Raw genomic sequence first — 19,892 nt, forward strand, 5'->3', positions numbered from 1 at the left:
CCGTGATATTCGGAATCCCCCCCCCCGACCCTTTCTTTCCCGCCGCTTTCTTTGGAAAGAAAGCGGTGCCGCCGGAGGCCCGCAGCCTCTTACTTAAAGAAAAAGGACGCCGTGAAAACTCACAGCGTCCTTTCTGGCTATAAGGTTTATTCTCCCACCACGGCGGCGCAGCGGTCGCACAGCTCGGCGTGATGTCCCTCGGTGCCGATGTGCTCGTTGTGGTTCCAGCAGCGGGGGCACTTGGGGGCCTCAGACAGCTTGACAGCGATGGTGCAGGGGATCAGGCAGTCCTCATTCTTCTCGCCCTCCACAGCCTCGGTGGTAACGGTGACCTTGGAGACGATGCACAGAGTAGCCAGGTCCTCGGCGGCCAGGGCGGCGGCGTCCTCAGCGGACACGGAGATGGTGACCTCGGTGTCCTGGGCCTTCTTGAACACGCCGGCATTGCGGGCGTTCTCCAGAGCCTTGTTCACGGCGTCCCGCAGGCTGACCAGCTTGTTCCAGCGCTCCTGGGCGGCGGCGTCCAGGGTGAAGGCAGCGTTGTCGTTGGGCATGTCGTTGAGCAGCACGCTCTCGGCGTCCACGTCCTTGGCGTGCTTCATGGCGTGCCAGATCTCGTCGGAGGTGAAGGCCAGGATGGGGGCCACCAGACGGGTCATGCCGTCCAGGATATAATAGAGGGCGGTCTGGGCGGAGCGGCGCTCAGCCTCGGCGCCGCAGTACAGCCGGTCCTTGATGATGTCCAGGTAGAAGTTGGACATATCCACCACGCAGAAGTTGTACACGGCACGGTAGACGCCGTGGAACTCGTACTTGTCATAGGCGGCACGGGCGGTCTTCACCAGCTCGTTGAAGGAGGCCAGGGCGAACCGGTCCAGATCCATCATCTGCTCCACCGGCACCAGGTTGGTGTCGGGGTCAAAGTCACACAGGTTGCCCAGCATGTAGCGGGCGGTGTTGCGGATCTTCAGGTAGGCCTGGGAGAGCTGCTTCATGATGTCCTTGGAGATGCGCATGTCCTGGGTGTAGTCGGCGGAAGCCACCCACAGGCGGAGCATGTCGGCGCCGTACTCCTTAATGACCTCGTCGGGGGAAACGGCGTTGCCCAGGGACTTGTGCATGGCCTTGCCCTCGCCGTCCACGGTCCAGCCGTGGGTGGCAATCTGGTGATAGGGAGCCACGCCGTTGACAGCGATGGAGGTGAGCATGGAGGACTGGAACCAGCCGCGGTACTGGTCGCCGCCCTCCAGGTACAGGTCGGCGGGGTACTTCAGATAGGGACGCTCAGCGGCGACAGCGGCCCAGGTGGAGCCGGAGTCGAACCACACGTCCATGATGTCGGTCTCCTTGGAGAAGTGGGTCTTGCCGCACTTGGGGCACACGAAGCCCTCGGGCAGCAGGTCCTTGGGATCCTTGTCGAACCAGATGTTGGAGCCGTGCTCACGGAACAGCTGAGCCACGTGGGCAATGGTCTCGGGGGTGACGATGTCGGCCCCGCAGTCGTCGCAGTAGAAGATGGGAATGGGCACGCCCCACACGCGCTGACGGGAGATGCACCAGTCGGAGCGCTCGGAGATCATGGAGATCATGCGCTCCTTGCCCCACTCAGGCTTCCACTGAATGTCGTCGCAGGACTTGACAGCGGCGTCCTTGATGGCGTCCACGGAGCAGAACCACTGCTCGGTGGCACGGTAGATGATGGGGTTCTTGCAGCGCCAGCAGTGGGGGTAGGAGTGGGTGATGTTCTCCTTGGCAACCAGGAAGCCTTCCTTCTCCAGGTCCTCCACCACCATATCGTTGCCCTTGGCGTAGAACTGGCCGTTGTAGCGCTCGTCGGTCATAACGCCCTTGGCGTTGACGGGCACGGGCACGCCAATGTGGGTCAGGCCGGCCTTGTCATACTGCTGGCAGATCTGGAAGTCCTCGGCGCCGAAGCCGGGGGCGGTGTGGACGCAGCCGGAGCCGGCGTCCAGGGTGACGTGGTCGCCGTTGAGGATGACGGACTCCCGGTCGAACAGGGGGTGGGTGGCGGTCATCAGCTCAAACTCGCTGCCCTTCAGGGTAGCCAGCACCTGGCAGGCCTCATAGTCGATGTGAGCGGCTTTGCACACGCTCTCGGCCAGGTCCTTGGCCAGCACGTACACGTCGCCGTTGGGCACCTGGAGCAGCACGTAGTCGAACTCGGCGTTCAGGCAGATGGCGAAGTTGCCGGGGATGGTCCAGGGGGTGGTAGTCCAGATCACGAAGTAGGTTTTCTTCAGGTCGGTGTACTGGCCCAGCTTGCCCTTGTCGTCCCGGACGGGGAATTTGACAAAGATGGTGGTACAGGGATCGTCGGCGTACTCGATCTCGGCCTCAGCCAGAGCGGTCTGGTCGGCGGGGCACCAGTACACGGGCTTCATGCCCTTGTAGATAAGTCCCTTCTCGGCCATCTTGCCAAAGACCTCGATCTGCTTGGCCTCAAACTCGGGCAGCAGGGTGATATAGGGGTTCTCCCACTCGCCCAGCACGCCCAGACGCTGGAACTGCTCGGTCATCTTGGCAATATAGCCCTCGGCGTACTCCCGGCACTTGGTGCGGAACTGGGCGGTGGTCATCTCGTCCCGCTTTACCTTCTTGTCCTTCAGAACGGCGGACTCAATGGGCAGGCCGTGGGTGTCCCAGCCGGGCACATAGGGGGCGTAGTGACCGGTCATGTTCTTGTGCTTGACGATCATGTCCTTGAGGATCTTGTTCAGGGCGGTGCCGATGTGGATGTTGCCGTTGGCGTACGGCGGGCCATCGTGGAGGACGAAGCTGGGCTTGCCCTCATTGCGCTTCACCATCTTGTGGTACAGGTCGTGGTCGTACATCTCCTTGAGCATGTCCGGCTCACGCTTGGGCAGCCCCGCCCGCATGGGGAAGTCGGTCTGGGGCAGATGGACGGTCTGGTTGTAGTCCATGAGTAGGTCTCCTTCTATCGTAAATTTTTGTTTTTTCGGGGAAACAAAAAGCGCCCCTGTCTCCCAAGAGACAAAGGCGCACACCTCTGCGGTACCACTCTCGTTGTCCCGGGCGTGCCGGGACCACTCAAAGGCCGGTAACGGGGCCAGCCGTGCCCGCTTACTGTGTTCGGCGGGCCGCTCCGAGGTGATCTTCGCCAGCCCTCCTGTCCGCCTTGCACCAAACGGCGGCTCTCTGCGCAGGGGCGGGATGGGTACTTGTCCTCATCACAGCATTTTCCGATGAAAAAATCCACTGGGAGACGCCAAAAACGGCGTCTCCCAGTATCTTACCCGTTCGCAGGGTTTCTGTCAAGAGGTTTTACCCCTTTTGCATCAGCTGAACGGTAAGTCCGTCCGGGCCGGAAAGAAAACAGAAGCGGACGCCCGGGGCGGGCTCACGAATGGGACTGGGATTCAGTCCGGCGGCCTCAGCCCGCTCCCGCTCCCCGTCCAGGTCGGTCACGGCAAAGCCCAGGGACAGACCGTCATAGTGGACAGCAGGGTGGCTGGGGCTCTGGATCAGCTCCAGGGCGGTCTCCCCTTCCCCGCCGGAGAGAAAGACAAAGCGGGTATCGCCCAAAGCAAAGCTTCGGGTGACCTTCAGCCCGGTCCAGTTCTCCAGAAAGGCGGCGGAGACATCCAGATCAGTGACATAAAGGGTGGTGTGCAGATAGTGCATGGCGATTCCTCCAAAAAAGGCCGCCGCGGGAAACCGCGGCGGCGCTGATCGTGTGTTGTTCAGACCGGCTCAGCGGATCTCGTAGTCCTTGCCGAACTGCAGGTGGTCGAAGTCGATGCGGCGGGTGGGTTCCTCCACCTCGTCCTCGTCATCCTCCGGCTTGGCCTGCGCCTCCCCGCCGTTCCGGTTGAGCTCCATAAGCTCGGCGTACAGGCTGCCCTCAGCCTGGGGCGCGGGCGCGGCCTCCTCCTGCTGCACCAGCTTCTCCACGTTCTCCTCGATATCCTTCACCGCGGAGGCCACCGGGTCAGCCTGGGCCGTGGGAGCGGTGAGCTTGGACAGACCGCTCAGGTAGTCCATCTCATGCTGATAGAGCTCCTTCAGCTTGGCCACATAGGCGGCAGTGGCGTTCTGGGCGGCGGCCAGGCGCAGCTGCTCGTCCCGGATCTCCTGCTGGATCTCCCCGATGCGGGCCTTGGCGTCCGCCTCGGCGCTCTGCAGCAGCTTGTTGCGCTTCTGCTCCGCCTCGGCCACCAGGTCGTCCGCCATCTTCTGGGCGGTGAGCAGAGCCTTGCGCATGGCGTCCTCGGTGGAGCGGTATTCCTCCACCTTGTCCACCAGCACCTTCATTTTGGCCTTCAGAGTGGCGTTTTCCTTGTACAGGGCGGTATAGTCCTCCGTCAGTACATCCAGGAACTCGTCCACCATGGCCATATTGTATCCGCCGAAAGACGCCTTCGCAAAGGCGTGCTCAGAGACTTCCTGCGGTGTCAGCATAGTCGATTCCCCTCGCTCCGTTTAGAAATACAGCCCGTTATTTTCTAACTCGTCGATCAGATCACCTAAAATATCGACGTTATAAGGCGTGATGATGTAAGTAGAGATGGCCACCTTCTTGATCTTGCCCTCGTTGGCGTAGGCCACGCCGGACAGGAAGTCCAGCAGGCGGCGGGCGATGTCCTTGTTGGTGGACTCCAGGTTGAGCACCACCGTGCGCTTCTCCCGCAGGTGGTCGGCGATCTCGCTGGCGTTCTCAAACCGCTCGGGCTTCACCAGCACCACCTGCAGCTGAGTGGTGGTGTGGATATTGACTACCTTATTGCTCCGGCGCTCCGGCTCTACCGCGAACATACCGGCATTGGTGTCCTGCAGCTTATTGCTCCGCCGCTCCACACGGTCGCCGCCGGTGCGGTCCATCCGCTCGCTGCGGGAAACAGGCTCAAAATCGTCAAACTCCTCGTCCTCTTCTTCATCCTCATAAGGACGGGCCAGACGCTTCAGCTCATCAAAAAATCCCATTTCGGTTTACCTCCCGAATTTTCTGTCCTGGGTCAGCCTTGTTTCATCGGCGGGCGGGGTCCGAACAGGGCGGTGCCCACCCGGACCAGGGTGGCGCCCTCCCGCACGGCGTCCTCATAGTCGCCGCTCATGCCCATGGAAAGACAGTTGATAACAGCACCATTATGGTCCAATTTCGTTCTTATGTCAACATAAAGCTGATACATTTTTGCAAAAAATGGTCGATTGCCGCCGGGTTGTTCCTGAATGGGGGGAATGGCCATCAGGCCCCGCAGACGCACGTGGGGACAGGCTGCTGCCCGCTCCGCCAGAGCCAGAACCTCCGCCGGAGATACCCCGCTTTTGGAGTCCTCGCCGCCGATATTTACCTCCAGCAGGATGTCCTGCACCAGGTCCAGCTTGGCGGCCTGAGCCTCGATGGCCTGGAGCAGGTGCTCCGAGCCAACCGACTCGATGAGATCCACCCGGCCCACCACCTGTTTGACCTTGTTGGTCTGAAGGTGGCCGATGAAGTGCAGGGCGGAGCCGGCATAGGCGTCGTCGTCCAGATGGGCGGTCATCTCCTGTACCCGGTTCTCGCCGCAGATGGTGACTCCCCCGGCGATGGCCTGGCGGATGGTGTCAGAGGTCTGGACCTTGGTGGCCGCCACCAGGGTGACCTCCGCCGGGTCCCGGCCTGCCTCACGGGCGGCCCGGGCAATATTTTCCTTTACCTGGGCGATCTTTTCTTCCAGTGTCATTTGGAATTCCTCCCCCATGTTCTATCTCTATTGGATGACCTTGCCGTCATACAGGTCCTCAGCCGCCACGATGACGATGTCGCCGGCGCGCAGACCCTTACGGTCGCTGGTGTCGGCGGCCTCCACCAAAGTAAAGGTGTCCCCCTGCTTCAGAATGGTGACAGGCTTGAACTCCGCCTGCTCTCCCACCAGGGCGTACACGCCGGTGACGGACGCCTGGGACTCCTCTCCGGTCTCCTCGTCGGTAACGGTCCGCTGCTCCACCCGGATGGCCTCCTTGGGTACCCGCACGCCGGTGACCGAGTCAAAGACCAGCTCCACCGTCTGCCGGCGCAGCAGGGTGGTGTCGGCCAGGTACTTGTCGCTGGACAAAACCACCGCGCACTGGCCGTTTTCCGGGTCCCCTACCCGCTCAATGGTCATACTCACCTCGCCGGACCAGTCCCGGGAGAACCGGACGGTGACCTTCCGGCCCTCCACCAGACGCTCAGCGTCCTCTTCCGACAGGGCGCAGGCAAAATACCAGGTGGTATCGGTGATGAGCTTGCCCACCGCGGTGGTGTCCTCTTGGGGCCGGTCCTTGGCCAGCTGAGTCAGCTGACTGGGGGTGATGGTCCCCAGCATGTCCGGGGTGAGCAGGCTCTCATACCCGTCCACATAGCCGGAGAAGGTCCCCGACTGGCTGGCGGTGATGCGGCTGGTGCTCTGGGCCGCCTGGGCGGACAGGGCGGAGATCTGGCTGTTTACGCTGTCCAGTGCCGCCTGAATGGAGGCGGTGCTGTCGCCCCCCTCCTCCTCGGTGTCGGTGTAGGCATACTCCCGCTTGTAGATCAGGCTCTTGAGCTCCAGAGCCTGGCTCTCAAGGCCGGTCAGGTCCCCCTCCGCCACCGAAGCCCGCAGGCTCACGATGGCGTCCAGCACCTGCTGGCTCAGCTGGCCGGAGTCACCGCCGCCTACGTCGGAGCGCTCCAGAGCGTACTCCAGCTGTTCCTTTTCCAGCTGGAGCTGCTGGAGCTGCTGCTTCTGCTCCAGGCCGGAGGAATTCTGGTAGAGCAGGGCCACCGTCCCGCCCTTGGCCACCTTCTCACCCTCCTGGGGAATCAGCTCCACCACGCCGCCGGTATTGGCCAGCACCTGCTCCTCCCGCACCAGAAAGCCGGTGATCTCCACGCTGTCATCCACCGTGTAGGAGTAGGTGGCCGCCGTGGTAAAGGGATCCCGGAAGCTCTGCCAGGCGGACACGCCTAAGTAGACCACTACCGCCGCCAGCAGAGCCAGTATCACGATTTTACTGTTCAGGGTACCTTGCTTCATGGGTCGCTCCTTGTGTTACTGCGCCCCCTCCTCCGTTTCCAGGGAAATGGCCCGCTCGGGCACGATGGTGGAGATGGCGTGCTTGTAGATCACCTGCTGCCGCTCCCCCGTCATAAGTACCACCACAAAGGCGTCAAAGCCGGTGATCTGGCCCTTGAGCTGATAGCCGTTCATCAGAAACAGGGTCACGTTGGCCCGGTCCCGGCGGGCCCGGAGGAGAAAGAGATCTTGCAGGTTGTGTGTCTTTTGCATGTGGATGCACTCCTTTTTTCTCTGAGATGCATCCAATATATACCAATTTTAAGGCGGATTTTGTCGGTTCCTGGGGGCTCAGGCCCGGCCGAATCGCTTTTCGATCTGGCCACGGGTGAGCTCGATGGCCACCGGCCTGCCGTGGGGACAATATTTCACTTCCCCGGCCATCACGGCTCTGGCTACCTTCATCAGCTCCGCCTGGTCGTTCTTCTGCCCGCCCTTGATGGCCGCCTTGCAGGCCATGGTGTGGAGCAGCTCGTCCCGGGCAGCGTCCGGGTCGGCGGTGCCGCAGGTCAGCAGCTTGCCCGCCAGTTCCAGCAGCAGGTCGGGGATCTCCCCCGCCGCCACGTTGCTGGGGGCGGAGCGGACGATGATGGTCCCGCCGCCGAAGTCCTCCGCCTCAAAGCCGAAGCGCTCCAGCAGAGGCAGGTGGGCCAGCAGAGCCGCCCCCTCCTCCGCGGGAGGGGTGAACACCACCGGGGTGAGGAGAGCCTGCACCATGGGCTGGTAGCCCTCCGCCTTCAGACGGTCAAAATTCATCCGCTCATGGGCGGCGTGCTTGTCGATGAGCAGCACCTTGTCCCCCTGCTCCACGATGATGTAGGTGTTCAGCACCTCGCCCGCCATGCGCCAAGGGATTTCCTCCGGTACGGGCTCCGGCTCCGGCTGGGGAACAACGGGCGGCGCCGGGGCGGGGACAGGCTCCGGCCGGGGTGCCGCTTCGAATTTCACAGTGGGTTCCGGTGCGGGTTCCGGCTTCGGGGTGGGTACGTGCATAGGTTTGGGCTCTGGACGGATAGGGATATCCGCCTTTACGGAGGGTGCGGGCTTTGGCGCCGGTGTGACCACAGGTGCCGGTTTCGGTTCCGGACGGACAGGAGCCTGCCAGGCGGGAGTGACCCTTGCGGCCGGCCGCTGAATGGTCTTGGCTGCGGTAAAGTCCCGCAGAGGCAGGGAGGTCTGGTTGGGGGTCACGGTGTCCTTGGCCGCCTTGGGAGCCAGCCGGGGCGCGGGCTCCTCCGCCACGGCGGAGGGCCGGGTGCGGTCAGCCTCCAGGGTGGACTTGACGGCGTAATACACCGCGTCAAACACCTTCTTGTCGCTGCCGAACTTGACCTCCTGCTTGGTGGGGTGGACGTTGACGTCTACCGCGTTGAGCTTGGTGGTCAGGTGGAGGACGCAGCCGGGGAACTTGCCCACCATCTTCTGGTTGGCGTAGGCCTCCTCCAGGGCGGCCATCATGGTGCGGCTTTTCACATACCGGCCGTTGACGAAAAAGTGCTGATAGCCCCGGCTGCCCCGGCAGCAGGTGGGCAGGGAGACAAAGCCGGTTACGCTCATGTCCTCCCCGGAACCCTTCACCGGCACGAAGCCCAGGGCCATGTCCCGGCCCAGCACGGCGTACAGGGCGGACTTCATCTGCCCGTCGCCGGGGGTCAGTAGCTCCTGCTTGCCGTCCCGCAGGAATTTCACGCCTACCTCCGGGTGGGACAGAGCCACCCGCTGCACCATAGCGAAGCAGGCGGCGCCCTCGGCAGAGTCCTTCTTCATGAATTTCAGCCGGGCGGGGGTGTTGTAAAAGAGGTCCTTCACCACCATGGTGGTGCCCAGAGGACAGCCCGCCTCGTCCTGGCTCACCACCACGCCCCCCTCCAGGGACAGGGCGCAGCCCAGCTCGTGCTCCTTGGTGCGGGTGAGCAGCTCCACCCGGGAAACGGCGGAGATGGCCGCCAGAGCCTCGCCCCGGAAGCCCAGGGTGCCGATGGCCTCCAGGTCGTACTCGGTGCGCAGCTTGCTGGTGGCGTGGCGGAGGAAGGCGGTGGCCGCCTCCTCCGGGGCGATGCCGCAGCCGTTGTCGGTGACTCGGATGAGGGTCATGCCGCCATGCTGGATCTCCACCGTCAGCTTGTCCGCTCCGGCGTCGATGGCGTTCTCCATCAGCTCTTTCACCACGCTGGCGGGCCGCTCCACCACTTCACCGGCGGCGATCAGGTCGGCCACATGGGCGTCTAATTGTTGAATATGGGGCATAGAAGTACCAACTTTCTAACCGGCGCGCCTTTACAGGGCACGTACCAGGGTAACGGTATTGATGACCATGTGCAGGGCGATGGGGCTCCAGATGGAGCCGCCGTTGTCGTAGCACCAGGTCAGAGCCAGGGACATGGGCAGATACTCCACCACCAGCAGCAGGTAGCGGAAATCCACCTCTCCATAGGCGTAGACGAACTGCCACACGCAGTAGAAGGCGTACACAAAGGTGGAGAGCACGTAGCCCAAAATCCGGCTGTATTTCCGGCTGGTGCCGAACAGCAGACCCCGGAACAAAGGCTCCTCCACAATGGGCATCAGCACCACCAGGATAATGACTGTGGCCTTGGGAGCCAGGGCATACTGCTCCGGGTAGCTGAGCAGGTTGGGGTTCTGTACCGGCAGGGGGATCAACCCCGCCAGGAAGGCCAGCACCGCCCAGCCCACCAGGCCGGTGCCGAAGGCAAACAGGTTCTCCGGCAGCCAGTCCAGCAGCAGGTGGAAGCCGTGCTTCAGGAAGGTCCAGAACACCAGAAACACCAGGGTACCGGACAGCAGGTAGTAGACCACATTGGCCTCGGCAATGGGCAGTTCCCCGTGGAAGGAGCGCTGGACCCACCCCATGATCCAGGGAAAGAGGAGGACATACAGGGCAAAAAACACCCAGCCCCGGCCCATTTCGGCCCGGGTCAGCTGGGGCCGCCAGGGGCGGCTCTGCCGGTTGGTCATGGCATGTTCCTCCTTATTTCATTCGGATGGGACGTTATACCATCTGCTTGAGCTCAAAGAGCAGATTCATGGCTTCGATGGGGGTGAGGGTGTTGAGATCCACCATCTGCAAACGGCGGGTGACCTCACTGCCCCCCATATCGGTGAGGGACACCTGATCGGACACCGGGGCGGCAGGGGCCGCGGGAGCCGCCAGGCCCCCCGCCTCCAGCTCGGTCAAAATCTGCCGGGCCCGGGAGATAACCTTGTTAGGCACCCCGGCCAGCTTGGCCACCTCGATGCCGTAGCTCTGGTCGGCGCCGCCCCGGATGATCTTGCGCAGGAAGAGAATGTCGTCCCCCTTCTTCTTGGCGGCGATATTGTAGTTTTTCACCCCGGGGATGGCGCCCTCCAGGGCGGTGATCTCATGGTAGTGGGTGGCAAACAGGGTCTTGGCCCCCAGCTTCTTCTTGTCGGCGCAGTACTCCAGCACCGCCCGGGCAATAGACATGCCGTCGTAGGTGGAGGTGCCCCGGCCGATCTCGTCCAGAATGAGCAGGCTCTTGCTGGTGGCGTTTTTCAGCAGTTCCGCCACCTCGGTCATCTCCACCATAAAGGTGGACTGACCGGCACTCAAATCGTCGCTGGCTCCGATGCGGGTAAATACCCGGTCCACCACGCCCACCCGGGCCGAGCGGGCGGGGACGAAGGAGCCCATCTGGGCCATCAAGACGATGAGGGCCACCTGCCGCATGTAGGTGGACTTGCCCGCCATGTTGGGGCCGGTGATGATAGCCACTGTGTTCTCCCCGCCGTCCATGTGGGTGTCGTTGGGGACAAAGAGGGCGTTTTTCAGCATCTTTTCCACCACCGGGTGGCGGCCCTCCACGATCTCCAGGCAGTCGGACTGGTCCACCTCCGGCCGGCAGTAGCCGTTTTCGGCGGCCACGTTGGCGAAGGAGGTGAGCACGTCCACCTGGGCCGCGGCGGCGGCGGAGCGCTGGATGTCGCCCACCCGGGCGGCCACCTGCTCCCGCACGTCGCAGAACAGTTGGAACTCCAGGGCGCAGATGCGGTCCTGGGCGGAGAGAATCTCATGCTCCAGGTCCTTCAGCTCCTGGGTGATGTACCGCTCGCAGTTCACCAAAGTCTGCTTGCGGATATAGGTGTCGGGCACCTGGTCGTAGTAGGACTTGGACACCTCGATGTAATAGCCGAATACCTTGTTAAAACCCACCTTCAGGCTCTTGATGCCGGTCTTTTCCTTCTCCCGGGCCTCAATGCCCGCCACCAGGTCCTTGCCGTTGGTGAGGATATTCCGCAGGCGATCCACCTCGCTGTCGTAGCCCAGGCGGATGAAGCCGCCCTCCCGGACGGAGAAGGGAGGCTCGTCCACAATGGCGGAGGAGATGAGCTGCCGCAGCTCGGGCAGGTCGTCCAGGGCCTTGGAGAGGGCGGACAGCAGCACGGAGGAGGAGCCCTCCAGCAGCTCCCGCAGCCGGGGCAGCTTGCCCAGGCCCACCGCCAGGGACATCAGGTCCCGGCCGCCGGCGGTGCCGTAGACGATGCGGCCGATGAGCCGCTCCAGATCGGTGACCTCCCGCAGGGTGGTACTCAGCTCCTCCCGGCGGATGGGGTCGTTCACCAGCTCCTCCACCGCGCCCAGCCGCTTGCCGATGGCCACGGGGGAGAGGAGGGGCCGCTCCATCCAGGCACGGATGAGCCGGTGGCCCATGGGGGTGCGGGTCTTGTCCAGCACCCACAGAAGGCTGCCCTTCTTCTCCTTGGAGCGGAGGGTCTCGGTAAGCTCCAGGTTGCGCCGGGCCGTCAGGTCCAGCTCCATATACTGCCCGGCGGCCAGCCAGGTCAGGGTGGTAATGTGGGAAAGGTCGGTCTTCTGGGTCTCGTACAGGTAGCTCAAAAGGCCGCCCACCGCCTGAATGGCGCCCTCCGCACCCTGGGGCACATCCTCCAGGCCGGAGGTAAACTGCTTCTCGGCGGCAGGCCGGGCGGTATCCTCCCGGAAGCGGGCCTCCCCGCCGTTTTCACAGCGGCAGTCCAGCTTCTGGGTGAGGAAGTCCACCAGTGCGGCGTCGCTGTACGCCCCGTCAGACAGCATGGCCTCCCGGGGAGAGAACCGGCCCAGTTCATTGTACAGGTGCTCCTCCCCCTCCGGTCCGGCGGGGAAGAAGGCGGCGGAGATCTCGCCGGTGGAGATGTCGCAGATGCACAGACCGGTGCCCACGGAGTCCCGGTAGATGGCGCAGATGAAGTTGTTCCGCCCCTCCTCCAGCATGGAGGCGTTCATCACCGTGCCGGGGGTGACGATGCGGATAATGTCCCGGTCCACCAGACCCTTGGCGGTGGCGGGGTCCTCCATCTGCTCACAGATGGCGATCTTGTATCCCCTGGCGATGAGCCGGGCGATATAGGCGTCGGCAGAGTGGTAGGGCACCCCGCACATGGGGGTGCGCTGGTCCGCCGGCTTGCCCCGGTCCCGGGTGGTGAGGGTCAGGTCCAGCTCCTTGGACACCAGCTTGGCATCCTCCTGGAACATCTCATAAAAGTCGCCCAGCCGGAAAAACAGGATGCAGTCCGGGTGGAGTTCCTTCATTTTCAGATATTGGCGCATCATGGGGGTCAGTTCCGACGGCATAGCGGTTCTCCTGTTCTAAACAATAAAATACGGGGCGGTCCTTATTCCGCCAGCTCCCCGCTGAGGGACCACTTGTTGGCCCCGGTGATCTTCACGTTGACAAACTGTCCGATGAGGGCCTGGTCTCCCGTCAGGCGCACCAGCCGGTTGCCGGGGGTGCGGGCGGTGAGGCCCTTGTCGTCGGTGCCGTCCACCAGACAGCGCACCGTCTTGCCGATATAGGCCTTGTGCTTCTCCTCAGAAATCTGGTCCTGCCGCTCCACCAGCCGCTGGAACCAGGCCGCCTTCTCCTCCTTGGAGACGGGGTCGTCCATCTTGGCGGCGGGGGTGCCTACCCGGGGAGAGTAAATGAAGGTGAAAAGGGCGTCGAACCGCACCTCGTCCAGCAGGGTCATGGTCTGCTCAAACTCCCCAGCGGTCTCGCCGGGGAAGCCCACGATGACGTCGGAGGTAATGACCACGTCGGGGATGGCCTGACGCAGGCGGCGCACCTTGTCCAGATACCCGGCCCGGTCGTACACCCGGTTCATGGCCTTGAGCACCCGGTCGCTGCCCGCCTGGAAGGGCAGGTGGAAGCAGGGTGCGATCTTGGGGGAGGAGGCCATGGTGTCAAAAAGCTTCTGGGAGGCGTCCTTGGGGTGGCTGGTCATGAAGCGCAGCAAAAAGTCCCCGGGAATTTCAGAGGCGGCCTTCAAGAGGTCTGCGAAGTCCATGGGCTTCTCCAGATCCTTGCCGTAGGAGTTGACGTTCTGGCCCAGGAGGGTGATATCCTTGTACCCCTCCTCCGCCAGAGCCCGGATCTCCTCCAGGATGACCTCCGGCTGACGGGAGCGCTCCCGGCCCCGGACGTAGGGCACGATGCAGTAGGTGCAGAAGTTGTTGCAGCCGTACATAATGGACACCCAGGCCTTCACCTTGTCCTGGCGCACTACCGGGATGCCCTCGGCGATGGAGCCAGGCTCGTCGGCGATGTCGAAGATGCGGCCCCGGCGGGTCACCAGCCGGTACAAGAGCTCCGGGAACCGCCACAGGGCGTGGGGCCCGAACACCAGGTCCACCTGGCGGTAGCTCTCCTTGATCTTCTGGGCACGGTGGGGCTCCTGAGCCATGCAGCCGCACACGCAGATGAGCTGGTTGGGCTTGGCCCGCTTGGTGTGCACCAGGGCGCCCACATTGCCCAGCACCCGCATCTCGGCGTGCTCCCGGATGGCACAGGTGTTAATCAGGATCAGGTCGGCCTCCGCCTCGCTGTCGGTAAACTCATATCCCATCTCCCGCAGGTAGCCCCGCAGCCGCTCGGAATCGGCCTCGTTCTGCTGGCAGCCGTAGGTGTCCACAAAGGCCAGCGGCGGGGTGGGACGGGCGGCGTTGCGCTCATGAAGCTTATGGCAGAAATCACGCTGCCGCTCCACTTCCTGGGGGGTGATTTTCGTGGTCTGTCGGTTCAAAGCAGTTCCTCCAAAAAATACGGTCTTAATTTTAAAATCATACCACTTTTCCCGGGAAAACACAAGCAGGAAGCCCTTTTCATTGACGGCAACTTTGCCAGCGTATATAATAGGAATACTCAGCATCCCCAGGGTATGGAAAGGCGGCGGACGGGTTGAAAACACTGGTCATCGAGCGGGACGCGCTGAAGCATAATATCTCGGTGGTGAAGGAGCGGGCAGGTGAGGCCGTGATCTACGGCGTGCTCACCGGGGATGGCCAGGGAGCCGGTCTGGTGGAGCTGGCCCGCACCCTCCGGGAAGAGGGCATCGGCCGCTTTGCCGTGGGCGAGGTGGCGGAGGCCGCCGCCCTGCGCAAGGCCGGGTTCGTGGAGGAAGAAATCCTCATGCTCCGCTGTACTACCGACCGGGAGGAGCTGGATCAGCTGCTGGACCTGAACGTGGTGTGCACCATCGGCTCGGTGGACACCGGCCTGGCCCTCAACGCCGTGGCGGAGGGCCGCTCCACCGTGGCGGAGGCCCACATCCAGATCGACACCGGCATGGGCTTCGGCGGCTTCCTGGCCGAGGAGCCGGAGAAGATTTTGTCTGTCTACCGGGGCCTGCCCAACGTGGCGGTGTCCGGCCTGTGCACCCAGCTGCACACCCTGAAGCCCAACGGCAAGGATCTGGACGGTCAGCTGGCCGACTTCACCCGGGCGGTGGACGCCATCCACGCCGCCGGGTTTGAGACGGGCATCGTCCACGCCGCCGGGTCCTACGCCCTGCTCCACTGTGCCCAGGCCCGGCTGGACGGGGTGCGGGCGGGTTCGGCCCTGCTGGGCCGGTGCCGCCGCCGGAGAGGGGACGACCTGCGCCGGGTAGGCTACGGCGAGGTGGGCATTGAGGAGACCCGGTGGCTCCCCAAGGGCCACAGCGTGGGGGGCGACCACCCGGTGCTCATGAAGCGGCCCACCCGGGTGGCGGTGCTGCCGGTGGGCTACCAGAACGGCTTCGGGGTGGCCCGGCCCAGAGTGGACGGCCTGCTGGCCGCCTTCCGCCGCTGGCGGGCCAGGCGGAAGATCACCGTCCGGGTCAACGGGCAGAAGGCCCGGGTGCTGGGCGGCATCGGCGCCATTGAGACCATCGTGGATGTCACCGACCTGAAATGTTCCGCCGGAGACAAGGCGGTTTTCGATATCGACCCCATTTTTGCCAAGGGGTTTGTCCGGGAGTACCGGTAAGAACGCTCAGAAAGGAATGATCTGCTATGCGCGCAGTTGTAACCAGAGTGAAGAACGCCTCCGTCACCATCGACGGGAAGGTGAACGGAGAGATCGGCCAGGGCTTTCTGGTGCTGCTGGGGGTCGGCCCCAACGACACCGAGGCCCAGGCGGTGAAGATGGCCGACAAGGTGTGCGGCCTGCGCATCTTCGAGGACGAGAATGAGAAGATGAACCTGAATCTGGAGGCGGTGGGGGGTTCCCTGCTGGTGGTGAGCCAGTTCACCCTGTACGCCGACACCAAGTCCCGCCGCCCCGGCTTCACCGGGGCCGCCAAGCCGGACATTGCCATCCCCCTGTACGAGAAATTCATGGCCGAGTGCGCCGCTAAGGGCTTCAACGTCCAGCACGGCGAGTTCGGCGCGGACATGCAGGTCTTTTCCCAGAACGACGGCCCGGTGACCATCCTGCTGGACACCGACACCATGTAACAGGACGAGGTGAACGGAATGAAGATCAAGATCATGCACGTGGGAGAGCTGGGCACCAACTGCTACCTGCTGGAGGACGAGACCACCAATTCCGCCGCTATCATCGATCCCGGCGGAGAGGGGGATCGGGTGCTGGCTCAGGTCCAGGCCGACGGGATGGAGGTCAAGCTCATCCTGCTGACCCACGCCCACTTTGACCACACCGGCGGCGTGGCCGCCCTCCACAAGGCTCTGCCCGACGTGCCGGTGTATCTCCACCCCGCCGACGCCGCCCTGCTGGGCACCAACGTGTTCCCCGCCATCGGCGTGCCCACCGTGCCCTATGACGAGGGGGACACCCTGACGCTGGGCAGCCTCACCATCTCCGTGCTCCACACCCCCGGCCACACCCCCGGCGGGGTGTGCCTGAAGGTGGAGGACGCCCTCTTTACCGGAGACACCCTGTTCCAGGGCTCCATGGGCCGCACCGACTTTCCCGGCGGCTCCTATGACGAGATCATGGCCTCCCTCAAGCGGCTGGGCCAGCTGCCCGGCGACTGCCACGTGCTCCCCGGCCACATGGGCACCTCCTCTCTGGAGGCCGAGCGGCGGAGCAACTACTATATGCAGGAGGCCATGGGGTAATCATTTCCCAGGAAAGGATTTTCCACACTATGAAGCTGTACTTTCACGGCCACGACTACAAATACGCCGCCGAGCAGATGTTATTGACCCTGTTCCCTGACCAGCGGCCGGAATATCCCGACGGGGCACCGGAGGAGGGTGAGGACCATCTGGTGCTCACCCTGAGCACGGGAGCACAGTGGGCTACCGCCTCCGCCGCCCTCACCTGGCGGGGGAAAAGCTGCCGGAAGACCCGGCGGTGCTCCCTGCCGCCTGCGGGAGACAAGGTGGCCAGTGACCGGGCCTTTCAGCAGATTCTGAAGCTGGCCTTTTACGAGGCGGGCACCACCCTGCTGGGATACGAGCCCCCCTGGGGCGCCCTCACCGGAGTACGGCCGGTGAAGATCCCCACCAAGGCCATGCTGGCCGGAGCCACCGCCGCCCAGGCCGAGCGGGTGCTGAAAGACACCTACCACGTCTCTCCCCTCCGGCGGCAGCTGGCTATGGACTGCGCCCGGGCCTCCCTGGCGGCCAAGGCGTCCCTGGAGCCCAAGGAAGTGTCCCTCTATGTGGGCATCCCCTTCTGCCCCACCCGGTGCGCCTACTGCTCCTTCGTGTCCGCCGACGTGGGGAAGTCGTTAAAGCTCATTGACCCCTTCCTGGACGCCCTTTCCCAGGAAATCGCCGCCACCGGCAAGGTGCTGGAGGAGGCGGGGCTGCGTGTGCGCACCATCTACTTCGGCGGCGGTACCCCCACCACCCTCAACGCACCCCAGCTGGACCGGCTGATGGGGGAACTTGCCGACCACATGGACCTGTCGGGCTGCACCGAGTACACGGTGGAGGCCGGACGGCCGGACACCATTACCCGGGAAAAGCTGACAGTGCTGGCCAAGCGGGGCTGCGGCCGGGTGTCGGTGAATCCCCAGACTATGGCCGACCATGTGCTCTCCGCCATGGGCCGCTCCCACCGGGCGGCCGACATCCTGCGGGCCTATGACCTGGTGCGGGAGAGCGGTATCCCCTGCGTCAACATGGATCTCATCGCCGGACTGCCCGCCGACACGGTGGACGGCTTCCGATCCTCCCTGGACCAGGTGCTGGCTCTGGGGCCGGAAAACATCACCGTCCACACCCTGGCCCTGAAAAAGGGCTCCCGGCTGATGGAGGAGGGCTCCGCCATTCCCTCCGGCGCCGACGTGGCCGCCATGCTGGACTATGCCTGGTCGGCTCTGCGGCAGGCGGGGCAGCTGCCCTACTACCTCTACCGGCAGAAGTACATGTCCGGCTCCTTTGAAAATGTGGGCTGGTGCCTGCCGGGGACGGAAAGCCTCTACAACATCTGCATGATGGAGGAACTGCACACCATATTATCTCTGGGGGGCGGCGGCATGACCAAACTGGTGGATGCCGAAGCCGGACACATTGTCCGCATCGCCAACCCCAAGTACCCCAAGGAATATCTGGAGCGGATCGACACCGTCTGCGCCGAGAAGGAGCAGGTGGTCCGCTTCTGCCGGTCAGAACAGGAGGGATGACCATGCCCTATCAGCTCAGTGAGATCAACCACGGCCTGCGCACCGACCCCAAGGGTTTTCTGGAGACCTGCGACGCCGCCTATCAGGGGCGCATCAACGCCGCCGTGGATCGCATCCTGGAGCGGATGAAGGTCAGCCCCATCGTGCTCCTCTCCGGCCCCTCCGGCTCGGGCAAGACCACTACTGCCCTTAAGCTGGAGCAGGAGCTGGAGCGCCGGGGGGTGAACACCCACACCATCTCCATGGACAACTATTACAAAACCCTCAACCGCAAGACGGCGCCCCGGACACCGGAAGGGGACATCGACTACGAGTCCCCTCTCCTGCTGGACCTGGACCTGCTGGACGACACCTTCAGCAGGCTCTCCCGCGGGGAGTGGGTGGTGGTGCCCAAGTATGAGTTTGCCCGGCAGATGCGCAACGACAGCCGGGGCACCTTCCTGAAGCTGGACAAGAACGAGATCGCCATTTTCGAGGGCATCCACGCCCTCAACGACGACATCTTCGGCCGCCATCCCGAGGCCACGGGGCTGTACATCTCCGCCCGCTCCAACGTGCTGGAGGGGGAGGAGCTGCGCTTCAAGGGTACCTGGATGCGCATTTCCCGCCGGGCCGTCCGGGACTATAATTTTAGAGGCACAGACCTGTTGGAAACGCTGATGATGTGGTATAATGTCCGCCGGGGTGAAAAAACCTACATATCCCCCTTCAAAAACCGGGCCAATATCATCATTGACTCCTCCCTGCCCTACGAGCCGTCGGTGTTTGCCAACTACGCCGAGGCCCTGGGCAAAGCGGTGGATCAGGTACCCAAGGACAACCCCCGGTACAGGGAGTTCCACGATCTGGTGGATTCCTTCCGGTACTTTGAGCCGGTGGATCAGACCCTGGTAGCCCCCGAATCCCTGATCCGGGAGTTCATCGGCGGGGGCAGCTATCAATATTAAATCCTACAATTCACGAAAGAAGGAAAAACAAGATGTCAGAATGTACCCACAACTGCTCCACCTGCGGTGAGAACTGCGGGGAGCGCACCGAGCCCCAGGATCTCCATGTGCCGGTGAACGGCCTGTCCCACGTGGGCAAGGTCATCGCCGTGGTCAGCGGCAAGGGAGGCGTGGGCAAGAGCCTGGTGACCTCCTCCCTGGCGGTGGCCATGCGCCGTCTGGGCAAATCCGTGGGCGTGCTGGACGCCGATATCACCGGCCCCTCCATCCCCACCGCCTTCGGTGTCCACACCCGGGCCGAGGGCAGCGAGCTGGGCATCTATCCCGCCCAGACCCGCACCGGCATCGAGATCATGAGCCTGAACCTGCTCACCGAGCATGAGACCGACCCCGTGGTGTGGCGCGGCCCCGTCATCGCCGGTGCGGTGAAGCAGTTCTGGACCGACGTGATCTGGGGCGACGTGGACTATATGTTCGTGGATATGCCTCCCGGAACGGGCGACGTGCCCCTGACCGTGTTCCAGTCCCTGCCCATCGACGGCATCGTGGTGGTCACCTCTCCCCAGGACCTGGTGAGCATGATCGTCACCAAGGCGGTGAAGATGGCCGAGATGATGCACATCCCCGTGCTGGGTCTGGTGGAGAACTACTCCTACTTCCAGTGCCCCGACTGCGGCAAGCAGCACAACATCTTCGGCGAGAGCCACATCGAGCAGGTGGCCGCCGACCTGGGCCTGAAGGTGCTGGCCCGTCTGCCCATCGATCCGGCAGTGGCTGCCGCCTGCGACAGCGGCCGCATCGAGGACTTTGAGCCTAACTATCTGACCCAGGTGGCCCAGGAGCTGGCAGCTCAGGAAGGCTGAGGGAAGGGTTTTCACAAATCGTTCACATCCGGTTCAAAACAGGTTCACAGCCGGGCTTTAGGATAAGACCGTGGTCAGAAAAGACCACACTCCCTCTCTTTCCTCTCTTCTTTCAATTCCGGAAGCACAGGCCC

General features: G+C 63.5%; 17 protein-coding genes and 1 other annotated feature. Of the genes, 6 read left to right on the top strand and 11 right to left on the bottom strand.

What is annotated here, in order from left to right; translation table 11 throughout:
* Positions 1-146 precede the first annotated feature (146 nt).
* From ileS to miaB, 11 genes are all read right to left on the bottom strand, one after another.
* Complete coding sequence (gene ileS, locus ACTNB1_RS07265) at positions 147-2,942, bottom strand: isoleucine--tRNA ligase (protein WP_441168593.1); 2,796 nt, start codon at positions 2,940-2,942, stop codon at positions 147-149.
* Positions 2,943-3,005: 63 nt separating this feature from the next.
* Positions 3,006-3,222, bottom strand: a binding site (T-box leader).
* Between the two features lie 81 nt (positions 3,223-3,303).
* A complete protein-coding gene (locus ACTNB1_RS07270; protein ID WP_441168594.1) occupies positions 3,304-3,663 on the bottom strand; it encodes a VOC family protein in 360 nt (119 codons plus the stop codon).
* Positions 3,664-3,732: 69 nt separating this feature from the next.
* Positions 3,733-4,440, bottom strand: coding sequence for a DivIVA domain-containing protein (locus ACTNB1_RS07275; protein ID WP_441168595.1), 708 nt, complete (start codon positions 4,438-4,440; stop codon positions 3,733-3,735).
* Positions 4,441-4,461: 21 nt separating this feature from the next.
* The gene (locus ACTNB1_RS07280; RefSeq protein WP_441168596.1) at positions 4,462-4,962 is read right to left on the bottom strand and encodes a cell division protein SepF; all 501 of its coding nucleotides are present in this window, start codon (positions 4,960-4,962) and stop codon (positions 4,462-4,464) included.
* A gap of 32 nt (positions 4,963-4,994) precedes the next feature.
* On the bottom strand, positions 4,995-5,702 hold the full coding sequence (locus tag ACTNB1_RS07285) for a YggS family pyridoxal phosphate-dependent enzyme (protein WP_441168597.1): 708 nt from the start codon (positions 5,700-5,702) through the stop codon (positions 4,995-4,997).
* Between the two features lie 27 nt (positions 5,703-5,729).
* Positions 5,730-7,016, bottom strand: a complete 1,287-nt coding sequence (locus ACTNB1_RS07290; protein WP_441168598.1) for an HlyD family efflux transporter periplasmic adaptor subunit — start codon at positions 7,014-7,016, stop codon at positions 5,730-5,732.
* A 15-nt stretch (positions 7,017-7,031) separates the two neighbouring features.
* Positions 7,032-7,268, bottom strand: coding sequence for an RNA chaperone Hfq (gene hfq / locus ACTNB1_RS07295; protein ID WP_441168599.1), 237 nt, complete (start codon positions 7,266-7,268; stop codon positions 7,032-7,034).
* Between the two features lie 78 nt (positions 7,269-7,346).
* The gene (mutL, locus tag ACTNB1_RS07300) at positions 7,347-9,302 is read right to left on the bottom strand and encodes a DNA mismatch repair endonuclease MutL (RefSeq protein ID WP_441168600.1); all 1,956 of its coding nucleotides are present in this window, start codon (positions 9,300-9,302) and stop codon (positions 7,347-7,349) included.
* A 30-nt stretch (positions 9,303-9,332) separates the two neighbouring features.
* The gene (locus ACTNB1_RS07305) at positions 9,333-10,031 is read right to left on the bottom strand and encodes a lysostaphin resistance A-like protein (protein ID WP_441168601.1); all 699 of its coding nucleotides are present in this window, start codon (positions 10,029-10,031) and stop codon (positions 9,333-9,335) included.
* 34 nt (positions 10,032-10,065) lie between these two features.
* Positions 10,066-12,666 carry a DNA mismatch repair protein MutS gene (gene mutS / locus ACTNB1_RS07310; RefSeq protein ID WP_441168602.1) on the bottom strand — a complete coding sequence of 867 codons (2,601 nt, stop codon included), beginning with the start codon at positions 12,664-12,666 and terminating at the stop codon, positions 10,066-10,068.
* Between the two features lie 41 nt (positions 12,667-12,707).
* Positions 12,708-14,114: a tRNA (N6-isopentenyl adenosine(37)-C2)-methylthiotransferase MiaB gene (gene miaB, locus ACTNB1_RS07315; protein WP_441168603.1), complete on the bottom strand. Its 1,407-nt coding sequence runs from the start codon at positions 14,112-14,114 to the stop codon at positions 12,708-12,710.
* 155 nt (positions 14,115-14,269) lie between these two features.
* Here miaB and ACTNB1_RS07320 point away from each other — a divergent pair, with 155 nt between their 5' ends.
* The 6 genes from ACTNB1_RS07320 to ACTNB1_RS07345 are packed head-to-tail and all read left to right on the top strand — an operon-like array spanning position 14,270 to position 19,758.
* Positions 14,270-15,337 (top strand): alanine racemase, encoded by a 1,068-nt coding sequence (locus ACTNB1_RS07320; RefSeq protein WP_441168604.1) that lies wholly within the window; start codon positions 14,270-14,272, stop codon positions 15,335-15,337.
* A gap of 26 nt (positions 15,338-15,363) precedes the next feature.
* Positions 15,364-15,807, top strand: coding sequence for a D-aminoacyl-tRNA deacylase (dtd, locus tag ACTNB1_RS07325; protein WP_441168605.1), 444 nt, complete (start codon positions 15,364-15,366; stop codon positions 15,805-15,807).
* Positions 15,808-15,825: 18 nt separating this feature from the next.
* Positions 15,826-16,431 (top strand): MBL fold metallo-hydrolase, encoded by a 606-nt coding sequence (locus tag ACTNB1_RS07330; protein ID WP_441168606.1) that lies wholly within the window; start codon positions 15,826-15,828, stop codon positions 16,429-16,431.
* Between the two features lie 29 nt (positions 16,432-16,460).
* Positions 16,461-17,948: a coproporphyrinogen dehydrogenase HemZ gene (gene hemZ, locus ACTNB1_RS07335; RefSeq protein ID WP_441168607.1), complete on the top strand. Its 1,488-nt coding sequence runs from the start codon at positions 16,461-16,463 to the stop codon at positions 17,946-17,948.
* 2 nt (positions 17,949-17,950) lie between these two features.
* Positions 17,951-18,895, top strand: a complete 945-nt coding sequence (locus ACTNB1_RS07340; protein WP_441168608.1) for a uridine kinase family protein — start codon at positions 17,951-17,953, stop codon at positions 18,893-18,895.
* A gap of 32 nt (positions 18,896-18,927) precedes the next feature.
* Positions 18,928-19,758, top strand: a complete 831-nt coding sequence (locus ACTNB1_RS07345) for a P-loop NTPase (protein ID WP_441168609.1) — start codon at positions 18,928-18,930, stop codon at positions 19,756-19,758.
* Positions 19,759-19,892: the final 134 nt, after the last annotated feature.

The sequence above is a fragment of the Flavonifractor sp. HCP28S3_F3 genome, assembly GCF_052065355.1.
Taxonomy (GTDB): Bacteria; Bacillota; Clostridia; order Oscillospirales; family Oscillospiraceae; genus Flavonifractor.

Bases quoted from the DNA above. Each gene is read 5' to 3' on its own strand.
- ACTNB1_RS07340 (WP_441168608.1), top strand. From the start codon at position 17,951: ATGCCCTATCAGCTCAGTGAGATCAACCACGGCCTGCGCACCGACCCC.
- ACTNB1_RS07305 (WP_441168601.1), bottom strand. From the start codon at position 10,031: ATGACCAACCGGCAGAGCCGCCCCTGGCGGCCCCAGCTGACCCGGGCC.
- ACTNB1_RS07345 (WP_441168609.1), top strand. From the start codon at position 18,928: ATGTCAGAATGTACCCACAACTGCTCCACCTGCGGTGAGAACTGCGGG.
- ACTNB1_RS07280 (WP_441168596.1), bottom strand. From the start codon at position 4,962: ATGGGATTTTTTGATGAGCTGAAGCGTCTGGCCCGTCCTTATGAGGAT.
- dtd (WP_441168605.1), top strand. From the start codon at position 15,364: ATGCGCGCAGTTGTAACCAGAGTGAAGAACGCCTCCGTCACCATCGAC.
- ACTNB1_RS07270 (WP_441168594.1), bottom strand. From the start codon at position 3,663: ATGCACTATCTGCACACCACCCTTTATGTCACTGATCTGGATGTCTCC.
- ACTNB1_RS07290 (WP_441168598.1), bottom strand. From the start codon at position 7,016: ATGAAGCAAGGTACCCTGAACAGTAAAATCGTGATACTGGCTCTGCTG.
- ACTNB1_RS07330 (WP_441168606.1), top strand. From the start codon at position 15,826: ATGAAGATCAAGATCATGCACGTGGGAGAGCTGGGCACCAACTGCTAC.
- mutL (WP_441168600.1), bottom strand. From the start codon at position 9,302: ATGCCCCATATTCAACAATTAGACGCCCATGTGGCCGACCTGATCGCC.
- hfq (WP_441168599.1), bottom strand. From the start codon at position 7,268: ATGCAAAAGACACACAACCTGCAAGATCTCTTTCTCCTCCGGGCCCGC.
- ACTNB1_RS07275 (WP_441168595.1), bottom strand. From the start codon at position 4,440: ATGCTGACACCGCAGGAAGTCTCTGAGCACGCCTTTGCGAAGGCGTCT.
- ileS (WP_441168593.1), bottom strand. From the start codon at position 2,942: ATGGACTACAACCAGACCGTCCATCTGCCCCAGACCGACTTCCCCATG.
- hemZ (WP_441168607.1), top strand. From the start codon at position 16,461: ATGAAGCTGTACTTTCACGGCCACGACTACAAATACGCCGCCGAGCAG.
- mutS (WP_441168602.1), bottom strand. From the start codon at position 12,666: ATGCCGTCGGAACTGACCCCCATGATGCGCCAATATCTGAAAATGAAG.
- ACTNB1_RS07285 (WP_441168597.1), bottom strand. From the start codon at position 5,702: ATGACACTGGAAGAAAAGATCGCCCAGGTAAAGGAAAATATTGCCCGG.